Annotated in this window: 17 protein-coding genes; 10 read left to right on the forward strand and 7 right to left on the reverse strand. The window is 67.6% G+C overall.

Annotation, left to right across the window (positions count from 1 at the left end):
• Positions 1-30 precede the first annotated feature (30 nt).
• From trkA to QMB55_RS00630, 10 genes are all read left to right on the forward strand, one after another.
• The gene (gene trkA / locus QMB55_RS00585; RefSeq protein WP_497586712.1) at positions 31-1,476 is read left to right on the forward strand and encodes a Trk system potassium transporter TrkA; all 1,446 of its coding nucleotides are present in this window, start codon (positions 31-33) and stop codon (positions 1,474-1,476) included.
• Complete coding sequence (locus QMB55_RS00590; RefSeq protein ID WP_497586713.1) at positions 1,473-2,933, forward strand: TrkH family potassium uptake protein; 1,461 nt, start codon at positions 1,473-1,475, stop codon at positions 2,931-2,933. The genes trkA and QMB55_RS00590 overlap by 4 nt, the downstream gene beginning before the upstream one ends.
• Before the next feature lie 89 nt (positions 2,934-3,022).
• Positions 3,023-4,087, forward strand: a complete 1,065-nt coding sequence (gene hemE, locus QMB55_RS00595; RefSeq protein ID WP_497586739.1) for a uroporphyrinogen decarboxylase — start codon at positions 3,023-3,025, stop codon at positions 4,085-4,087.
• Between the two features lie 312 nt (positions 4,088-4,399).
• On the forward strand, positions 4,400-6,436 hold the full coding sequence (locus QMB55_RS00600; RefSeq protein WP_497586714.1) for a primosomal protein N': 2,037 nt from the start codon (positions 4,400-4,402) through the stop codon (positions 6,434-6,436).
• An 83-nt stretch (positions 6,437-6,519) separates the two neighbouring features.
• Positions 6,520-7,185, forward strand: a complete 666-nt coding sequence (locus QMB55_RS00605; protein ID WP_497586715.1) for an HAD family hydrolase — start codon at positions 6,520-6,522, stop codon at positions 7,183-7,185.
• Entirely contained in the window at positions 7,182-7,754 is a 573-nt protein-coding gene (locus tag QMB55_RS00610) for a GNAT family N-acetyltransferase (protein ID WP_497586716.1), read from the forward strand. The genes QMB55_RS00605 and QMB55_RS00610 overlap by 4 nt, the downstream gene beginning before the upstream one ends.
• 63 nt (positions 7,755-7,817) lie before the next feature.
• Positions 7,818-8,252 (forward strand): RidA family protein, encoded by a 435-nt coding sequence (locus QMB55_RS00615; RefSeq protein ID WP_497586717.1) that lies wholly within the window; start codon positions 7,818-7,820, stop codon positions 8,250-8,252.
• A 75-nt stretch (positions 8,253-8,327) separates the two neighbouring features.
• Positions 8,328-9,239, forward strand: coding sequence for a PhzF family phenazine biosynthesis protein (locus QMB55_RS00620; protein ID WP_497586718.1), 912 nt, complete (start codon positions 8,328-8,330; stop codon positions 9,237-9,239).
• The gene (locus QMB55_RS00625) at positions 9,233-9,667 is read left to right on the forward strand and encodes an ACT domain-containing protein (protein ID WP_497586719.1); all 435 of its coding nucleotides are present in this window, start codon (positions 9,233-9,235) and stop codon (positions 9,665-9,667) included. Before QMB55_RS00620 ends, QMB55_RS00625 begins: the two co-directional genes overlap by 7 nt.
• Before the next feature lie 178 nt (positions 9,668-9,845).
• Complete coding sequence (locus QMB55_RS00630) at positions 9,846-10,391, forward strand: carbonic anhydrase (RefSeq protein ID WP_497586720.1); 546 nt, start codon at positions 9,846-9,848, stop codon at positions 10,389-10,391.
• Between the two features lie 76 nt (positions 10,392-10,467).
• On the opposite strand, the gene QMB55_RS00635 is transcribed toward QMB55_RS00630, so the two are convergent.
• From QMB55_RS00635 to ubiU, 7 genes are all read right to left on the reverse strand, one after another.
• Positions 10,468-10,866: a VOC family protein gene (locus QMB55_RS00635; protein ID WP_497586721.1), complete on the reverse strand. Its 399-nt coding sequence runs from the start codon at positions 10,864-10,866 to the stop codon at positions 10,468-10,470.
• A gap of 13 nt (positions 10,867-10,879) precedes the next feature.
• Positions 10,880-11,296 carry an ACT domain-containing protein gene (locus QMB55_RS00640; RefSeq protein WP_497586722.1) on the reverse strand — a complete coding sequence of 139 codons (417 nt, stop codon included), beginning with the start codon at positions 11,294-11,296 and terminating at the stop codon, positions 10,880-10,882.
• Positions 11,293-12,600, reverse strand: a complete 1,308-nt coding sequence (locus QMB55_RS00645; protein WP_497586723.1) for a phenylacetate--CoA ligase family protein — start codon at positions 12,598-12,600, stop codon at positions 11,293-11,295. Before QMB55_RS00645 ends, QMB55_RS00640 begins: the two co-directional genes overlap by 4 nt.
• Before the next feature lie 290 nt (positions 12,601-12,890).
• Positions 12,891-13,370 carry a ubiquinone anaerobic biosynthesis accessory factor UbiT gene (gene ubiT / locus QMB55_RS00650; RefSeq protein WP_497586724.1) on the reverse strand — a complete coding sequence of 160 codons (480 nt, stop codon included), beginning with the start codon at positions 13,368-13,370 and terminating at the stop codon, positions 12,891-12,893.
• A 1-nt stretch (position 13,371) separates the two neighbouring features.
• Positions 13,372-14,277, reverse strand: a complete 906-nt coding sequence (locus QMB55_RS00655; protein ID WP_497586725.1) for a U32 family peptidase — start codon at positions 14,275-14,277, stop codon at positions 13,372-13,374.
• The gene (locus tag QMB55_RS00660; RefSeq protein WP_497586726.1) at positions 14,274-14,690 is read right to left on the reverse strand and encodes a hypothetical protein; all 417 of its coding nucleotides are present in this window, start codon (positions 14,688-14,690) and stop codon (positions 14,274-14,276) included. The genes QMB55_RS00655 and QMB55_RS00660 overlap by 4 nt, the downstream gene beginning before the upstream one ends.
• 5 nt (positions 14,691-14,695) lie before the next feature.
• Positions 14,696-15,709 (reverse strand): ubiquinone anaerobic biosynthesis protein UbiU, encoded by a 1,014-nt coding sequence (ubiU, locus tag QMB55_RS00665; RefSeq protein WP_497586727.1) that lies wholly within the window; start codon positions 15,707-15,709, stop codon positions 14,696-14,698.
• Between the last annotated feature and the right edge of the window lie 15 nt (positions 15,710-15,724).

The raw sequence follows: 15,724 nt of genomic DNA on the forward strand, positions 1-15,724 counted from the left end.
AGAAAGCTACGCCACAGGGAGGAATCGCGCGTGCGCATCGTCATTCTCGGGGCCGGCCAGGTCGGGACCAGTGTCGCCCAGAGCCTGGTTTCGGAAAGCAACGACATCACCGTCGTCGATACCGATGAAAAACGGCTCGCCTTTCTGCACGAGCGGCTCGACCTGCGCACCGTCTGCGGCAACGGCGTGCTGCCCTCGGTGTTGCGCGAGGCCGGGTTGGGCGATGCCGACATGCTGCTGGCGGTGACCCAGAGCGACCCGACCAACCTCGTCGCCTGCAAGCTCGCGCACAGCGTGTTCAACGTCCCGACCCGCATCGCCCGCCTGCGCTCGCCCGAATACCTCGAGGACGCGGCGCCGCTTGCCGACGCCGAATTCGCGGTCGATTACGCGCTGTGTCCGGAGAAGGTGATCACCGACTACCTCGTCAAGCTGGTCGATTTCCCCGAAGCGTTGCAGGTGCTGAGCTTCGCCGGCGAACGCGTGGTGCTCGTCGGCATGCGCGCCGAAAGCGGAGGGCGTCTGGTCGGGCTGCCGATCAAGGCGTTGCCCTCGCACCTCGGCGAAGGCTGCGATGCGCGCATCGCGGCGATCTTCCGGCGCGGCCGCTCGATTCCCCCGGTCGGCGAAACCGTCATCGAGGAAGGCGACGAAGTCTTCGTCCTGGCTGCGGCGGAGCACATCCGACAGGTGATCCTCGAACTCGGACAACAGAAACCGCCGGTGCGCCGGGTGATGGTCGCCGGCGGCGGCAACATCGGCCTGCGCGTTGCGCGCCGGCTCGCCGAGCGCGTCCAGGTCAAACTCATCGAGAGCAACTCCGCTCGCGCGCATGCCATCGCCGGCCAGGTCGGCGACGCGCTGGTGCTGCTCGGCGACGCCACCGACGACGAACTGCTCAACCTCGAAGGCATCGAGGAGACCGACCTCTTCCTCGCGCTGACCAACGACGACGAAGACAACATCATGGCCGCGTCGCTGGCCAAGAACATGGGCTGCTCGCGCGTGCTGGCGCTGATCAACCGGCGCGCCTACGCCGAAGTGGTGCAGGGCGGGCCGATCGACATTGCCATCTCGCCGGCGCAGGTTTCGATCGGCGACCTGCTCACTCACGTCCGGCGCGGCTTCGTGGTCAAGGTGCACAGCCTGCGCCGCGGCGTGGCCGAGGCGCTGGAGATCGTGGTGCATGGCGACGAACGGACTTCGGGCGTCGTCGGGCGCCGGGTCGGCGACCTGAAGCCCATCCCCGGGGCGACGCTGGCGGTCATCGTCCGCATGCCCGAACCGCCGCCTCCGCCCGATCCGGCCCTCAGCGATTACGCCGACGTCCCGGTCGTCTGCCCGCCGGCGCGGGTGCTGATCGCGCACAAGTCCGAGGTGCTGCGCAGCGGCGACCACGTGATCGTCTTCTGCGCCAACAAGAAGGTGGTGCGCCGGGTCGAGAAACTCTTCCAGGTCGGTTTCGGCTTCCTGTGAAACAACGGCTCTTTCCGGTCGTTCGGGTGATGGGGATGCTGCTCGGCAGCTTCTCGGTCACCTACACCCTGCCGATCGCCACCAGCCTGATCTGCGACGACGGCGCCTTGCGCCACTTCATCATCGCCCTCGGTTGCTGCCTGCTGGCCGGGGTCGGCCTGTGGTGGCCGACGCGGCGCTATCGGCGCGAGCTGCAGCCGCGCGACGGCTTTCTTTTGGTTACCCTGGCCTGGGTGCTGATGGCGGCGATCGCCACGGTGCCGCTCATGCTTGCCATTCCAGGGCTGTCGTTTACCGACGCCTTCTTCGAGACCATGTCGGGCCTCACGACCACCGGCGCGACCGTGCTCACCGGCCTCGAACACCTGCCGGCTTCGGTCAACCTCTGGCGGCACGCGCTCAACTGGTTCGGCGGCATGGGGATCATCGTCTTCGCCGTTGCCATCCTGCCGCTGCTGGGCGTCGGCGGCATGCAGCTCTACAAGGCCGAGACGCCGGGGCCGATGAAAGACTCCAAGCTCACGCCGCGCATCGCCGGCACGGCCAAGGCCCTGTGGCTCGTCTATTGCGGCATCACCCTGGCCTGTATCCTGGCTCTGCGCGCTGCCGGGATGGGCTGGCTCGACGCCGTCTGCCATGCGTTTGCCGCGCTCTCGCTGGGCGGCTTCTCGACCTACGACGCGAGTGTCGGTCAGTTCGACTCGCCGCTGATCGAGGGGGTGTTGATCGTCTTCATGCTCCTCGCGGCGATGAACTTCGCCACCCACTTCCTGGCCGCGCGCGGGCGTTCGCTCGTCGCCTACTGGCGCGACGTCGAGGCGCGCACGTTGCTGGCGCTGATCGCCGCCAGCACCCTCGTCTGCGCGACCTACCTGTGGCTTGTCGGCACCTACGAGGCCTGGCCGCAGGCCTTGCGCCACGTGGCCTTCAACCTGGTGTCGATCGCCACCGACTGCGGCTTCGTCAGCCTCGACTACGAGCAGTGGCCGATCTTCGTCCCCATGTGGATGCTGTTCCTTTCCTGTTTTGCCGCCAGTTCCGGGTCGACGGGCGGCGGGATCAAGCTTTTCCGGGCGTTGGTCCTGGTCCGCCATGCGCAGGGCGAATTGCAGCGCCTCGTGCATCCGGCGGCGGTCAATCCGGTGCGCGTCGGCGGGGCGGTGATTTCGCCCAACATCGCCGGCGCCGTCCTCGGCTTCATCTTCCTTTATGCGTTTACCGTCTGCGAGCTGACGTTCTTCCTGATGGCCAGCGGCATGGATTTCATCTCCGCCTTCACCGCCATCATCGCCTGCATCAACAACGCCGGGCCGGGGCTGGGCCTTGCCGGGCCGGCGCAGAACTACCAGGGCTTGAGCGATTTTCAGACCTGGATCTGCTCGCTCGCGATGCTTGCCGGGCGCCTCGAGATCTTTACCCTGTTCGTGCTCTTCACCCCGTATTTCTGGCGTCGCTGAAGGGCTTGCGGGGCGGGCGTGGCGCGGCCGGCGGGAACGCGCCATAATCCAGGCTTTATCGCGCTTCTGGCGCCTACGCGGAGCCCATGGTGACCCGACCCCGCAACGACAACTTCCTGCGCGCGCTGCGGCGCGAACCGACCGACCACACCCCGCTCTGGCTGATGCGCCAGGCCGGCCGCTACCTGCCCGAGTACTGCGAGACGCGCAAGCGCGCCGGCAGCTTCCTGCAACTGTGCAAGAACCCGGCACTGGCCTGCGAGGTGACCCTGCAGCCGTTGGCGCGCTACAACCTGGATGCGGCGATCCTGTTCTCCGACATTCTCACCGTGCCCGACGCCATGGGCCTCGGCCTGTACTTCGCCGAGGGCGAGGGGCCGCGCTTCGAACGTCCTTTGCGCGAGGAGTGGGCGATCCGGGCGCTGTCGGCGCCCGATCCGCACGACCACTTGCGCTACGTGGTCGACGCCGTGGCCGAAATCCGCCGCGCGCTGGACGGCAGCGTGCCGTTGATCGGTTTTTCCGGCAGCCCGTTCACGCTCGCCTGCTACATGATCGAGGGCGGTTCGAGCAGCGATTTTCACCAAGTCAAGCGCATGCTCTACGCGCGCCCGGACCTGCTGCACCACATCCTCGGCGTGACCGCCGACGCGGTGACCGCCTACCTCAACGCCCAGATCGAAGCCGGCGCGCAGGCGGTGATGCTTTTCGATTCGTGGGGCGGTTGCCTGACGGCGGCGGCGTACCGCGAGTTTTCGCTCGCCTACCTTGAGCGCATCCTCGCCGGGCTGATCCGCGAGCGCGACGGCGAGCGGGTGCCGAGCATCGTGTTCACCAAGGGCGGCGGCCTGTGGCTGGAAGCCATCGCGGCGAGCGGTTGCGACGGCGTCGGCCTCGACTGGAGCATCGACCTGGGCGAAGCCCGGCGCCGGGTTGGCGACCGCGTCGCCCTGCAGGGCAACCTTGACCCGGCGGTATTGCTGGCAACGCCCGAAGCGGTGGCGCGCGAGGCGACGCGGGTGCTCGACGCCTACGGGCCGGGCGACACCGGACACGTGTTCAACCTCGGGCACGGGATCTCCCAATTCACCCCGCCGGACAACGTCGCGGCGCTGGTCGAGACGGTGCATGCCTACCGCCGGAAGGCCGCTTGAGGATCGGTGTCTCGCTCGATCGGCATTGACTTATGCACAGAAGTGTGCGCTTTGTCACAGTCCGTTACAGGGGCTCATGAAAATCAGCGACTTAGATTTATGTCGTTGAATATAAATAAGATTTATATTGCACTTTTTTCATGTTCCGGGGCCGCAAGGCTTGTCAGCAGGGCCTTTCAGCGGTCTGGGCGGACAAAGTTCACAGTCTTATCCACAGGAAATGTGTACAAGTGGAAATCGTTGAATAGAGAATGGCTTAGCGCCTGTTTGCAGAAATGATCCGAAGTCCACAACTTCATTCGGGCGCCTTCCGTGGCGTCTGAAACCGGGACCGCAGCGCAACTGGTCCGGGTCGCTCTCGACGTTCCGCTCTACCGCGTCTTCGATTACCGCGTTCCGGCCGGCGAGACGTTGACCGCCGACGACATCGGTCGGCGGGTGCGCGTGCCGTTCGGTAGCCGGCCGCGCATCGGCATCGTCATCGACCTGCCCGAGACGAGCGATCATCCCCTTGAGCAATTGCGCGAGATCGAGGGCGTCTGCCGCGAACTGCCGGGCCTGCCGGCGGATTGGTTCGCGCTGTGCCAGTTCTGCGCCGACTACTATCAGGCACCGCTTGGCGAGGTGATGATGTCGACGCTGCCGGCCAGTCTGCGTCGCGTCGACCCGCCCAAGGCGCGCGGCGGACGGGCGCCGAAATGGCCGCCGCCTTCGCCGGCGCCCGAACTCACGGCCGAGCAGCGCGCGGTTCTGGCTGAGATCGACGCCTTCGATTCTGGCTCCGGTTTCCAGGCCTATCTGCTGCACGGGGTCACCGGCAGCGGCAAGACCGAGGTTTACCTGCGCCTCGTCGAACGCGCGCTGGCCGCCGGCAAACAGGCCTTGCTCCTGGTGCCCGAGATCAACCTCACGCCGCAGCTCGAAGCCCGCGTCGCGGCACGTTTTCCCGAGGCCGGGCTGGTCAGCCTGCACAGCGAACTGGCCGATGCGGCGCGGACGCGGAACTGGCGTGCCGCGCTCGACGGCAGCGCGCGCATCGTGCTGGGCACGCGTCTCGCGGTCTTCGCGCCGTTGCCCGAGCTGGGGCTGATCGTCGTCGACGAAGAGCACGACGCCTCGTTCAAGCAGCAGGACGGCATGCGCTATTCGGCGCGCGACGTGGCGGTCTTCCGTGCCCACACGCTGGGCATCCCCATCGTCCTCGGTTCGGCGACGCCGTCGCTCGAAAGCTGGGCCAACGCCACTGACCCGCGTACGCCAGCGCGCTATCGCCTGCTCACGCTGCGCGAACGCGCCGTCGAGAACGCTCGCTTGCCGCAGGTGCAGCGCGTCGATACGCGCCTGGAGAAGCTCGAGGATGGGTTGTCCGGCGTGCTGCTGCGCGCCATCGGCGCGCGTCTGGCACGCGGCGAGCAGAGCCTTGTCTTCCTCAACCGCCGCGGCTACGCGCCGGTCCTCGGCTGTGCCGCCTGCGGCTGGATCTCCAACTGCCCGCGCTGCGCGGCCCACTTGGTGTTGCACCTCGCCGACCGCCGCCTGCGCTGCCATCACTGCGGCTTCGAAAGCCGCGTGCCCAAGGCTTGCCCGACCTGTGGCAACCAGGACATCCTGCCCTTCGGGCGCGGCACCCAGCGCCTCGAAGAAGCGCTTGCCGAGCGTTTTCCACAGGCGCGCATCCTGCGCGTGGACCGCGACTCGGCCAAGAGCCGCAAGCAATGGGAAGCGCTGTGCGCACAAATCCACGCCGGCGAGGCCGACATCCTGGTCGGCACCCAGATGCTGGCCAAGGGGCACGACTTTCCGAAGCTGACGCTGGTTGGGGCGATCGGTTCCGATTCGGCGCTTTTCGCCGCCGACTGGCGCGCGCCCGAGCGCCTGTTTGCACAACTGATGCAGGTCGCCGGGCGGGCCGGACGGGCGGACTTGCCGGGCGAGGTGATCATCCAGACGCAATTCCCCGAGCACCCGCTCTTCGCCGCGCTGGTGGCGCACGATTACCCAGCCTTCGCCGGCGCCCAGCTCAAGGAGCGCGAGCAGGCCGGCTTCCCGCCCTACGCCTTCCAGGCGATGCTGCGCGCCGAGGCGCCGCAGATGGCCGATGCCCTGGCCTTCCTCGGCGCGGCCAAGGCTTGGCCGGAAGCGGGTGCTCACCCCGATGTCTTTCTGTACGATGCCGTACCGATGCGCCTGGCCCGCCGCGCCAACCTCGAGCGCGCCCAACTGCTGGTCGAGTCGCCGTCGCGCCGAGCCCTGCAACGCTTTCTCGCCGGCTGGCGCGAAGCGCTCGACGCGCAAAAAGCGCCGTCGCGCCTGCGCTGGCATCTCGAAGTCGACCCTCTGGAATTCTGAAATGAAACAGCCTCCACGCTCGCTTTGCTCGCTGCCCCCCAAGGGGGCGTGTCAGTACCTTCGGACGGCCGGGCGGTACTGACATGCGCTTGCCCGCGTTTGACCCCGAGCTGATCATCTTCGATTGCGACGGCGTGCTCGTCGACACCGAGCGGGTTAACAACCAGGTGATGGCTGACCTTGTCGGCGAACTCGGCGCCCCCATGAGCTTTGCCGAGGCGGTTGAGCTGTACATCGGCAAATCGACCGAGGATTGCCTGCGCATTACCGAAGCACGCCTCGGGCGCCCGGCTCCGGACGACCTGCACGCACGCTGGGTGGCTCGCACGCGCGAGCTGCATGCGCGTGAGCTGCGCGCGGTCGAAGGCATCGAAGGCGTGCTGTCCATGCTGGCGCGCCCGTTCTGCGTGGCCTCCAACGGCCGGCACGCCGAGATTCGCCAGAATCTGGGGCTGACCGGGCTGCTGCCCTGGTTCGAAGGGCGGATGTTCAGCTCGGAAGACGTCGCCCGGCCCAAGCCCGCGCCCGACCTCTTCCTGCACGCGGCCGCCCGTTGCGGCGCCGATCCGGCGCGCTGCCTGGTGATCGAGGACACGCCGACCGGCGTGCGGGCCGCCCGCGCTGCCGGCATGACGGTCCTCGGCTTTGCCGGCTTGACCCCGGTCGAACACCTCGGTGCGGCCGGCGCGCACGGCATCATCGCCCGCATGGATGAACTGGGCGCTTGGCTGGACGAAGTCTGCGCATGAATCTCAGGCTGCGCCCCTCTCGACTCGACGAACGCCGGACGGTGTATTTGGGGCTCTGCTGCTCGGACACGACAGCGCTTCACCTCGGTGCGCCCGATTACCCGGAAAGCCCGGTGCCGAGCTGGGAGGAGTTTCAGCGCGACTTCGAGACCTTCTACTTCGAGCCTGATCAAAGCGCCAGGGGTGGGGTGTTCTTCATCGAACGCGACGACGGTGAAACGATCGGCTGCGCTTGCTATGCCTGCTTTCACCTTCAGCCCGGCCTGGCCGAACTCGACATCTGGTTGGTGCGCCGAGCCTGGTGCGGCCAAGGTTACGGCAGCGCCGCCTTGCGTCTCCTGATCGACGCGCTGGCGCAAGGCTTGGGGATTCGCGAATTCATCATCCGCCCGGCGGCGCGCAATGCGCGGGCGCTTGCCGCCTATCGCAAGGTCGGCTTCGTCGATGAGCCCGCGACTGAGCAGGCGGCCACGCTGGCGCGTGTCCTGCGGCCGGAATTTCATACGGCCTACGCGGCCGGGGATTATGGTTCGGCCAACACTGCCGTGCTGACCCTGCGGCTAGCCTGAACGCCGGTCGGCGCGGATAATGCGCAACAGGTTTTTCCGACCTTCCGCGCAAGGAGTCCCGTCATGCCCGTTGAAACCCTGACCCCGCCCGGTTCGATCGCCCCGATCGGGCCCTACAGCCATGTCGCCAAGGCGGGCCCCTTCGTAACCCTCTCGGGCACCCCGGGCGTCGACCCGGCGACCGGGCAACTCGCCGGCGCCGATGCCTATAGTCAGGCGCGCCAGATCGTGCATAACTTCGTCGGCATGCTGGCCGCGGTCGGCGCCAGCCTCGACGACGTCATGCACGTGCATGTGTATCTGAAAGACTGTGCCGACTTCGCCGAGATGAACCGGGCCTATGCCGAAGTCTTCGGCGCGCATCGCCCGGCGCGCACGGTGATCGGTGTCGCCGACCTGCCCAAGCCGGGCGCGCGCATGACGATGGACCTGATGGCCTATTGCCCTCAAGCCGGGCGCGAGGGCGAACGCGAGGGCTTGCCGCCGGACTGGCTGTAGATCGGCTTCGGCCAAGCGCATCGGCATGCGCGCCCGGGAATTTATCTGGCATTATGGCGCCTCCTTTCATTCGTCATGATCGTTGTGGAAAATCTGCCCTTCGCCTTGGTCGATGTTTTTGCCGAGCAACCGCTCGCCGGTAACGGGCTGGCGGTGTTCCGCCTCGAACGCGAGTTGCCGGCGGCCCTGATGCTGCGCATCGCGCAGGAGCTGCGGCAGTACGAAACGATCTTCCTGCGCCCGGGAGCGGGCGCACGGCGTTTCGCGGCGCGGATTTTCACCACCGAAGAGGAACTGGCCTTCGCTGGCCACCCGGTGATCGGCGCGGCCGCTTGGCTGCATGCGAGCGTTTTTGCCGAGTGCGCAGCGGTCGACCTGTGCCTTGAGCTTGCGGCGCGCGAGGTGCCTGTCACGTGCCGCCAGGCGGACGGGCGCTGGACGGCGACGATGAACCAGGGGACGGTCCACTTCCAGCCACCGCTTGCGGCCGAGGTCCGATGCGAAATCGCCGCCGCCTTGACGCTGGAGCTTGCCGACCTGCACCCTGAATTGCCGCTGCAAGTGGTCTCGACCGGGCTGCCCTACCTGATCGTTCCCCTGCGCCGAGGCCTTGAGCGGGCGCGGATTGGAACGACCGACTTCTGTGCCGTCTTGGCCCGGCTCGGCGCGGCTTTCGTTTACGTCCTCGACGTCGAGGCGCGCGAAGGGCGCAGTTGGGACAACGCCGGTCGGGTCGAGGACATCGCCACGGGCAGCGCCGTGGGGCCGGCGGCAGCCTATCTGGTGGCGCAGGGATACGCCTTGCCCGGGGTGACGCTGCCTTTTGCACAGGGGCGTTTCGTCGGGCGTCCGAGCCACTTGCGGGCGTGCGTCGAGGCTGGCATCGACGACGCATGGCGCGTCGCCGTCAGCGGCGAAGTCTGCCTCGTTGGCGACGGACAATTGCGCGTGCCGCGCGCCTGGTGCGAGGGAGCGGCGGGGTGTTGAGCGAGGCGCCGGCGGTACTGCCGCCGCGGATCAGCGATCTGGCCGAAATTCTGGCGACGCTCGAGCCGATCCTGCATCCGGGCGTCTATGTCTTCGCGACGGCCGACACGCTGAACGCCGAGGACTGGCCGCAAATCGTCGCCAGCATGCGGGAGGCCGAAGGGCTGAGCGTGGTGACCGACGAAATCTACGCCCTGCGCCGCGGCTGGCCGGTGGCGATGCGCGCCGCCTGGCTGACGCTCAAGGTGCATTCCGACCTCAACGCCATCGGCCTGACCGCCGCGATCTCGCGGGTGCTGGCCGCGCAACGGATCCCGTGCAACGTGATCGCCGGGGTCTGCCACGACCACGTTTTCGTCCCGCACGCCCGCGGTGCCGCTGCGCTGCAGGCCCTGCGTTCTTTACAGAGCGACGCACGTTCGGGGTGAGGGAAAAATGGTTGTGCCGGCGCGACGCTGGCCGCCCGTACCCACGCGAAATTGATTGTAGGCCCGGATGGGCCTCAGTACTCTAGGCGCGCCGGAGGCCAGAGTACCGGCGCACTTCGGGCGGCGGCATCGCCCGAGGGAGCGAAATCGACTCAATACAATCAATGGAGAGGCGAACATGAAAGCGTGTTGCAACCACCTAAGCGATGTCGTGCCGGGCACGACGCGCCGCAACTTCCTCAAGCTCGCCGCGCTGGGCGGCAGCGCCAGCCTGCTGGCGTCTTTCGTCCCGAGCACGGCACAGGCGGCGGGGGAAACCGACGCGCTGCTGCTGAGCTGCATGGATTACCGGCTGGTCGACGAAACCGAGCGCTACATGACCGGCCGTGGCCTGCGTGACAAGTACGATCACGTGATCCTCGCCGGCGCCGCGCTGGGGGCGATCACCGACAAGTTCCCGGCCTGGAACCAGACTTTCTGGCAGCACCTCGACGTGGCGATCAAGCTGCACAACGTGCATACCGTGATGGTCATGGACCACCGCGACTGCGGCGCTTACAAGGTCGTCCTCGGCGAGGACTTCGGCAAGGACCCGGCGCGCGAGACGGCGGCGCACACGGTGCAGTTGCAGAGCCTGCGCCGGATGATCGTCGACAAGTATCCGAAGATGAAGGTCGAGCTGCTGCTGATGGGCCTCGACGGCAAGGTCGAGGTCGTGGCCTAAGCCCAGCCTGGGTCGTTTGAACCAGAAGGCCGGCACGGGATTGTCCCGCGCCGGCTTTTTCATTCCCGGTCGCCGTTCAGGCGGCGGGCGCTACGGCGAGGTGCACGACCGCCTCGATGTTGTAGCCGTCGGGGTCGAGGACGAAGGCGGCGTAATAGCCGGGGTGGTAGTGGTCGCGCGGGCCGGGCGGGCCGTTGTCAGTGCCACCGGCGGCCAGCGCCGCGGCGTGAAAAGCGGCGACGGCGGCGGGGTCGCGGGCGCGGAAGGCGAGATGGTTGCGCGGTACGTAGGGCGTGCCTTGGGCGAGCCAGAAGTCGCCGCCGGGATCGTCGCCGGGTTGCAGCACTACGCCGCCGAAGCCGACCGCCTGCGGCCGTTCGAGGCGCACGCAGTAGCCGAGGGGCGCGAGTGCGGCGGTGTAGAAACGGCGACTGCGTTCGAGGTCGCTGACCAGAAGGCCGGTGTGGTCGATCATTGGCGTCTCGGGCTTAGAAGGATTGCACGGTGAGCACCCCGCGCCGTTCGAGCGCGTCGAGCGCGGCGGCGACGTCGTCGACCTTGAGCACGACGATGGCCCGGTCCGCCTTGTGCTCGAGCGAGGCGTAGAGGTATTCGATGCTCACCTTGGCGTCGCGCAGCAGGGCGATGATGCGCGCCAGTCCGCCCGGGTGATCGGGCACCTCGACGCCGATGACTTCGCTTTCGCGCGCCGCGAAGCCGGCGTGCTTGAGCCGGCGCAGGGCCAGCTCGGGCTGATCAGCGACGAGGCGCAGGATGCCGAAGTCGGTGGTGTCGGCGATCGACAGCGCACGCAGGTTGATGCCGGCTTCGGCGAGGAAGCCGGTGACGTCGGCCAACCGGCCGGGGGTGTTCTCGACGAACACCGAGATCTGCTTGATGATCATCCCAGGCTCCTCTTGTCGATGATGCGTTTGGCCTTGCCCTCGCTGCGCGCGATGCTGCGCGGTTCGACGAGTTTGATGCGCGCCGAGAGGCCGAGTTCGCTCTTGAGTTCGGCGTGGATGCGGCTGCGCAGCTGCTCCATGCCGCGGGTGATGTCGGAGAAGATGGCGTCCTCGACTTCGACCTGGATCTCGATTTCGTCGAGGTGGGTCGCGCCGCGGTCGATGACGATCTGGTAGTGCGGCTGGGTGCCTTCGATGCGCAGCAGGACGTTCTCGATCTGCGACGGGAAGCAATTGACGCCGCGCACGATGAGCATGTCGTCGGTGCGTCCGAGCAGGCGGTGGATGCGCGTCGTGGTGCGGCCGCAGGCGCAGGGTTCGCGCATCAGGTAGGTGATGTCGCGGGTGCGGTAGCGCAGGAGCGGCGAGCCCTCGCGCCCCAGGCTGGTGATCACCAGTTCGCCCTTGGCGCCCTCTGGCAGCACTTCTCCGCTGTCCGGGTCGACGATCTCGGGGTAGAAGTAGTCTTCGTTGAAATGCAGGCCGTCGCGGTAGGCGCACTCGGCGGCGACGCCGGGGCCGATCAGTTCGGTCAGGCCGTAGATGTCGTGCGCGCGCAGCCCGAGCTTGGCTTCGATTTCGTCGCGCATGGTTTCGCTCCAGGGCTCGGCGCCGAAACAGCCGGCTTTGAGCGGCAGGTCGCGCAGGTCGAAGCCCTCCTCGCGCGCCGCTTCGGCCAGGAACAGGGCGTAGGAAGGCGTGCAGGTGAGCAGGGTGGTGCCGAAGTCGCGCATCACCATCAGCTGGCGGCGGGTGTTGCCCGAGGAGACGGGCAGGAGGTTGGCGCCGATCCGGCGCGCGCCGTAATGCACGCCGAGGCCGCCGGTGAAGAGGCCGTAACCGTAAGCGTTCTGGACCGTGTCGGCGGCGGTGCAGCCGGCCATGGCCAGGGTGCGTGCCATGACTTCCGACCACAGTTTGAGGTCCGCGGCGGTGTAGGCGCCGACCACCGGGGTGCCGGTGGTGCCGGAGGAGGTGTGGATTTCGACCACGTCTTCGCGCGGGCAGGCGAGCAGGCCATAGGGGTAGGTCTGGCGCAGTTCGTCCTTGCGGGTGAAGGGCAGGCGGGCGAGGTCGGCGAGGCTGCGCACGTCTTCAGGCCGCAGCTTGGCGGCGGCGAGCTTGTCGCGGTAGAACGGAACGTGCGCGTACAGGCGGGCGACGGTGTCTTGCAGGCGGGCCAGTTGCAGGGCGCGGCGGTCGGCGACCGGCGCGCACTCGGCCTGCGGATTCCAGATGGGCATGCACACGCTCCTTGGCAGCGGAGGACGGGTCCGAAACCCGAACCGGCCACGGCAGGCACAAGGAATGACGCGGCCCCCAGAGGGGCCGCGCGGTCCATCCAGTCTGGTTCCCCGAGCGTGTCGCGGTCAGGCCGCGTTTCGTGCTGATCCGGCGTCGCCTTCAGCCGTCGAATCGCCTTGGGTTGCCCGGCCGCGCTCGCGCACGGTTTGCGGCTTGCCGTGGGTTACTCGACTGAATGCAACGCCGTGTTATTCATTCTGGATGCTGCGGTGCGACGCCCTATTGTCGCTCAGTAGCTGGCTTTGGGAAAGCCGGGGAGGGGCGGAAGTTGCGGCAGTTCGATGGCGTCGAGCATGTTCTTGACGATCAGCCCGAGCTCGGTGTCGCCTTCGATCGACAGCTCGCGGTTGAAGAACAGCGTGTCCGGGTCTTCCTGGCGCGCGGCGATTTGCAAGAACGCCGAGAGGTTGGCGCGGAAGGCGAGGTCGGGTGGCGTCGGTTCGGTGAACAGCGGACGGAAGAGGCCGGCGCGGTAGGTGAAGCTGGCCTTGCCGCCGGTGTCGAGGACTTCGATCAGGAAGCTGCGGCCCTCGAGCGCCGCCAGGCTGTCCGCGGGCAGCAGCTTCAAACCGCGCACGGCGTTGAGCGCGGCGCACAGGGCGATGGCGTGCGGCCACTGCGGCAGGCGCTGGCCGACCGTGGCGACGATGCCGGGGAGCTGGAAACGCGGGATGTTCGGAAGCGTGAAGGCAGGAAGTCGATCGTACATGTCAGGCTCCTTGCGGGGCGGTGGCGTGGTGGGCGATGCCGGCGTCGCCGAACCAGTAGCCGTCGACCAGGCCACAGGCGGCCCAACCGGCGGTGTCCGGAGTGACGGCTTCGCCGCGGCGGGCGGCGTCGAAGGCGGCGATGATGGCGTCCATTTGTTCCGGTTGCGGGCTGATGCGGAGGGCATCGATGCCCATGGCGCGCAGTGCCGGCACCTGGGCCAACAGATTATAGGTCTGCGCCGACATCGTCTGGATGCCGTTGATGGCGAGGAAGGGCTGGCCTTCGCGGGTGGTCAGGGTCATCGCCTCGGGATGGTCCATGCACTTGAACTGGCAGTCGTCCTTGTTCAGGCCGTAGTGGCGGGCGGTGAAGCAGCGCGCCGAGAAGGCGAGCGGCAGCTTGCCATGCACGAAGACTTCGGTTTCGACGCCTTCGGGGCGGGCGGCGTGCAGGGTTTCGATCAGCTTGCGGTCGGCCTCGAGCGGTGGCACCCAGCGGCGCAGGCCGTAGCGCTGGTAGGTGGCGAGCGTCGCGGCGTTGTAGATGTTGAGGTGCGGCCCGGCGACAAAGGGGCGGCCGGCCGCGAGATTGACCGCGCCGAGGTCGTTGGCCTCGAGCCAGCACCCGTCGATGTCGACCAGTTCGTCGAGGGCGCGGCGCAGCGCCTTGAGGTCGCTCTCCGATTCGAGCAGGGCCTGCGCCGAGACCACGACTTCCTTGCCGGCGGCCGTCAGTTCGCGCGCCAGCGCGATCCAGTCGGTGGTGCGCAGCTGCTGGCGGCGCGAGCAAACGACCTCGCCGACGTAGATCGTGTCGAGCGCGGGGATGCGCGCCATGCGCGCGTAGAAGTCGAGGACATCTTGCTTCGGCCAGAAGTAGAGCAGGGGGCCAAGGGCGAGTTTCATGCGGTGTCTTCCGTGGCGAGGTCGAATTCACGCAGCCAGGCGAGCGCTTCGTCGAGCGATCGGCATTGACGGGTCGGACCGGTCTGGGCGACGAGGTCGTTCACCGGGTCGGCCATGCGCTGCATGAGCTTCGAGGGGTAGAGTTGGGCGTGCGCCACGGCTCCAGCCGTGGCGTACCAGGAGGAAAAAAGGGTGTAGGCCTCGGTGGCTTCGGGCGTGGCGCCCTTCCAGCGGCGCATGTCGGCCAGGCGTCCCCAGCGGGCGGGGGCGCGCTCGGCGACCGTGCGCTGTACGTCGGCGATGAACTCCTGCACCGCTTCGAGGTTCCAGATGGCGTGGAATTCGAGGCACAGGATGTCGCCGCGCCAGTACAAGCGGTACTTGCCGTGAGCCGGAAAGGGGGTGCTCGGCACGTCGTTCAGCGCCAGGGGCGGTTGTAGGCTCCGAGGGTGGCCTGCACGCCTTCCGAAACCTTGGCCATCTCGCTCATCCACGCCGGCTGGACGCGGAAGCGTTCACCCTCGCGGGCGTAGGCGTCGAGGGCGGCGCGCAGCGTACGGGTGACCTGGGCAACGTAGGTCGGGCTGCGCTGGCGGCCTTCGACCTTGATCGCCGAGACGCCGATGCGCGCGATGTCGGGCAGGATTTCGAGCACGTTGAGGCTGGTCGGCTCCTCGAGCGCGTAATACGTCTCGCCGCGCACCTCGAAACGGCCTTTGCACAGCGTCGGGTAGCCGGCCGGCTCGTTGTCGCGGTACTGGTCGATGAGGATGCCGTTGAGGCGGGTGTTCATCAGTCCGGGCTTCTTCTCCCACTGCACATACTTGGCCGGCGAGCAGGCGCCGACGGTGTTCGGCGATTCGCCGGTGGCGTAGGACGACAGCCAGCACCGTCCCTCGTTCATGACGCACAGGCTGCCGAAGCCGAACACCTCGATCTCGACCGTGGTGTTCTGGATCACGTGCTCGACCTGCGGCAGCGTCAGCACGCGCGGCAGCACCGCACGACGCACGCCGAACTCGCGCTGGGCGAAGTTGACCGCTTCGTAGCTGGTCGCCGAACCTTGCACCGAGAGGTGCAGGCGCAGGTTGGGATGACGGCGGGAGGCGTAGTCGAGCAGGCCGACATCGGCCAGGATCACGGCGTCGACGCCGAGGTCGGCGGCGCCGTCGACGGCCTTGTGCCAGTCGGCCTCACGGTCGGGCTGGGGGAAGGTGTTGATCGCCATCAGCACGTGGCGTCCCCGGTCGTGCGCGTAGCGGATGCCATCGACCATGGCCTTTTGGTCGAAATTGAGGCCGGCGAAGTTGCGTGCGTTGGTGTCGTTCTTGTAGCCGAAATACACCGTGTCGGCACCATGATCGACCGCCGCCTTGAGCGCCGGCAGGCTGCCCGCCGGGCAGACCAGTTCGGGAAGTTTCTGCTGCAGCATGGGATTTCTCACGTA

Source organism: Propionivibrio sp., assembly GCF_041441355.1.
GTDB lineage: Bacteria > Pseudomonadota > Gammaproteobacteria > Burkholderiales > Rhodocyclaceae > Propionivibrio.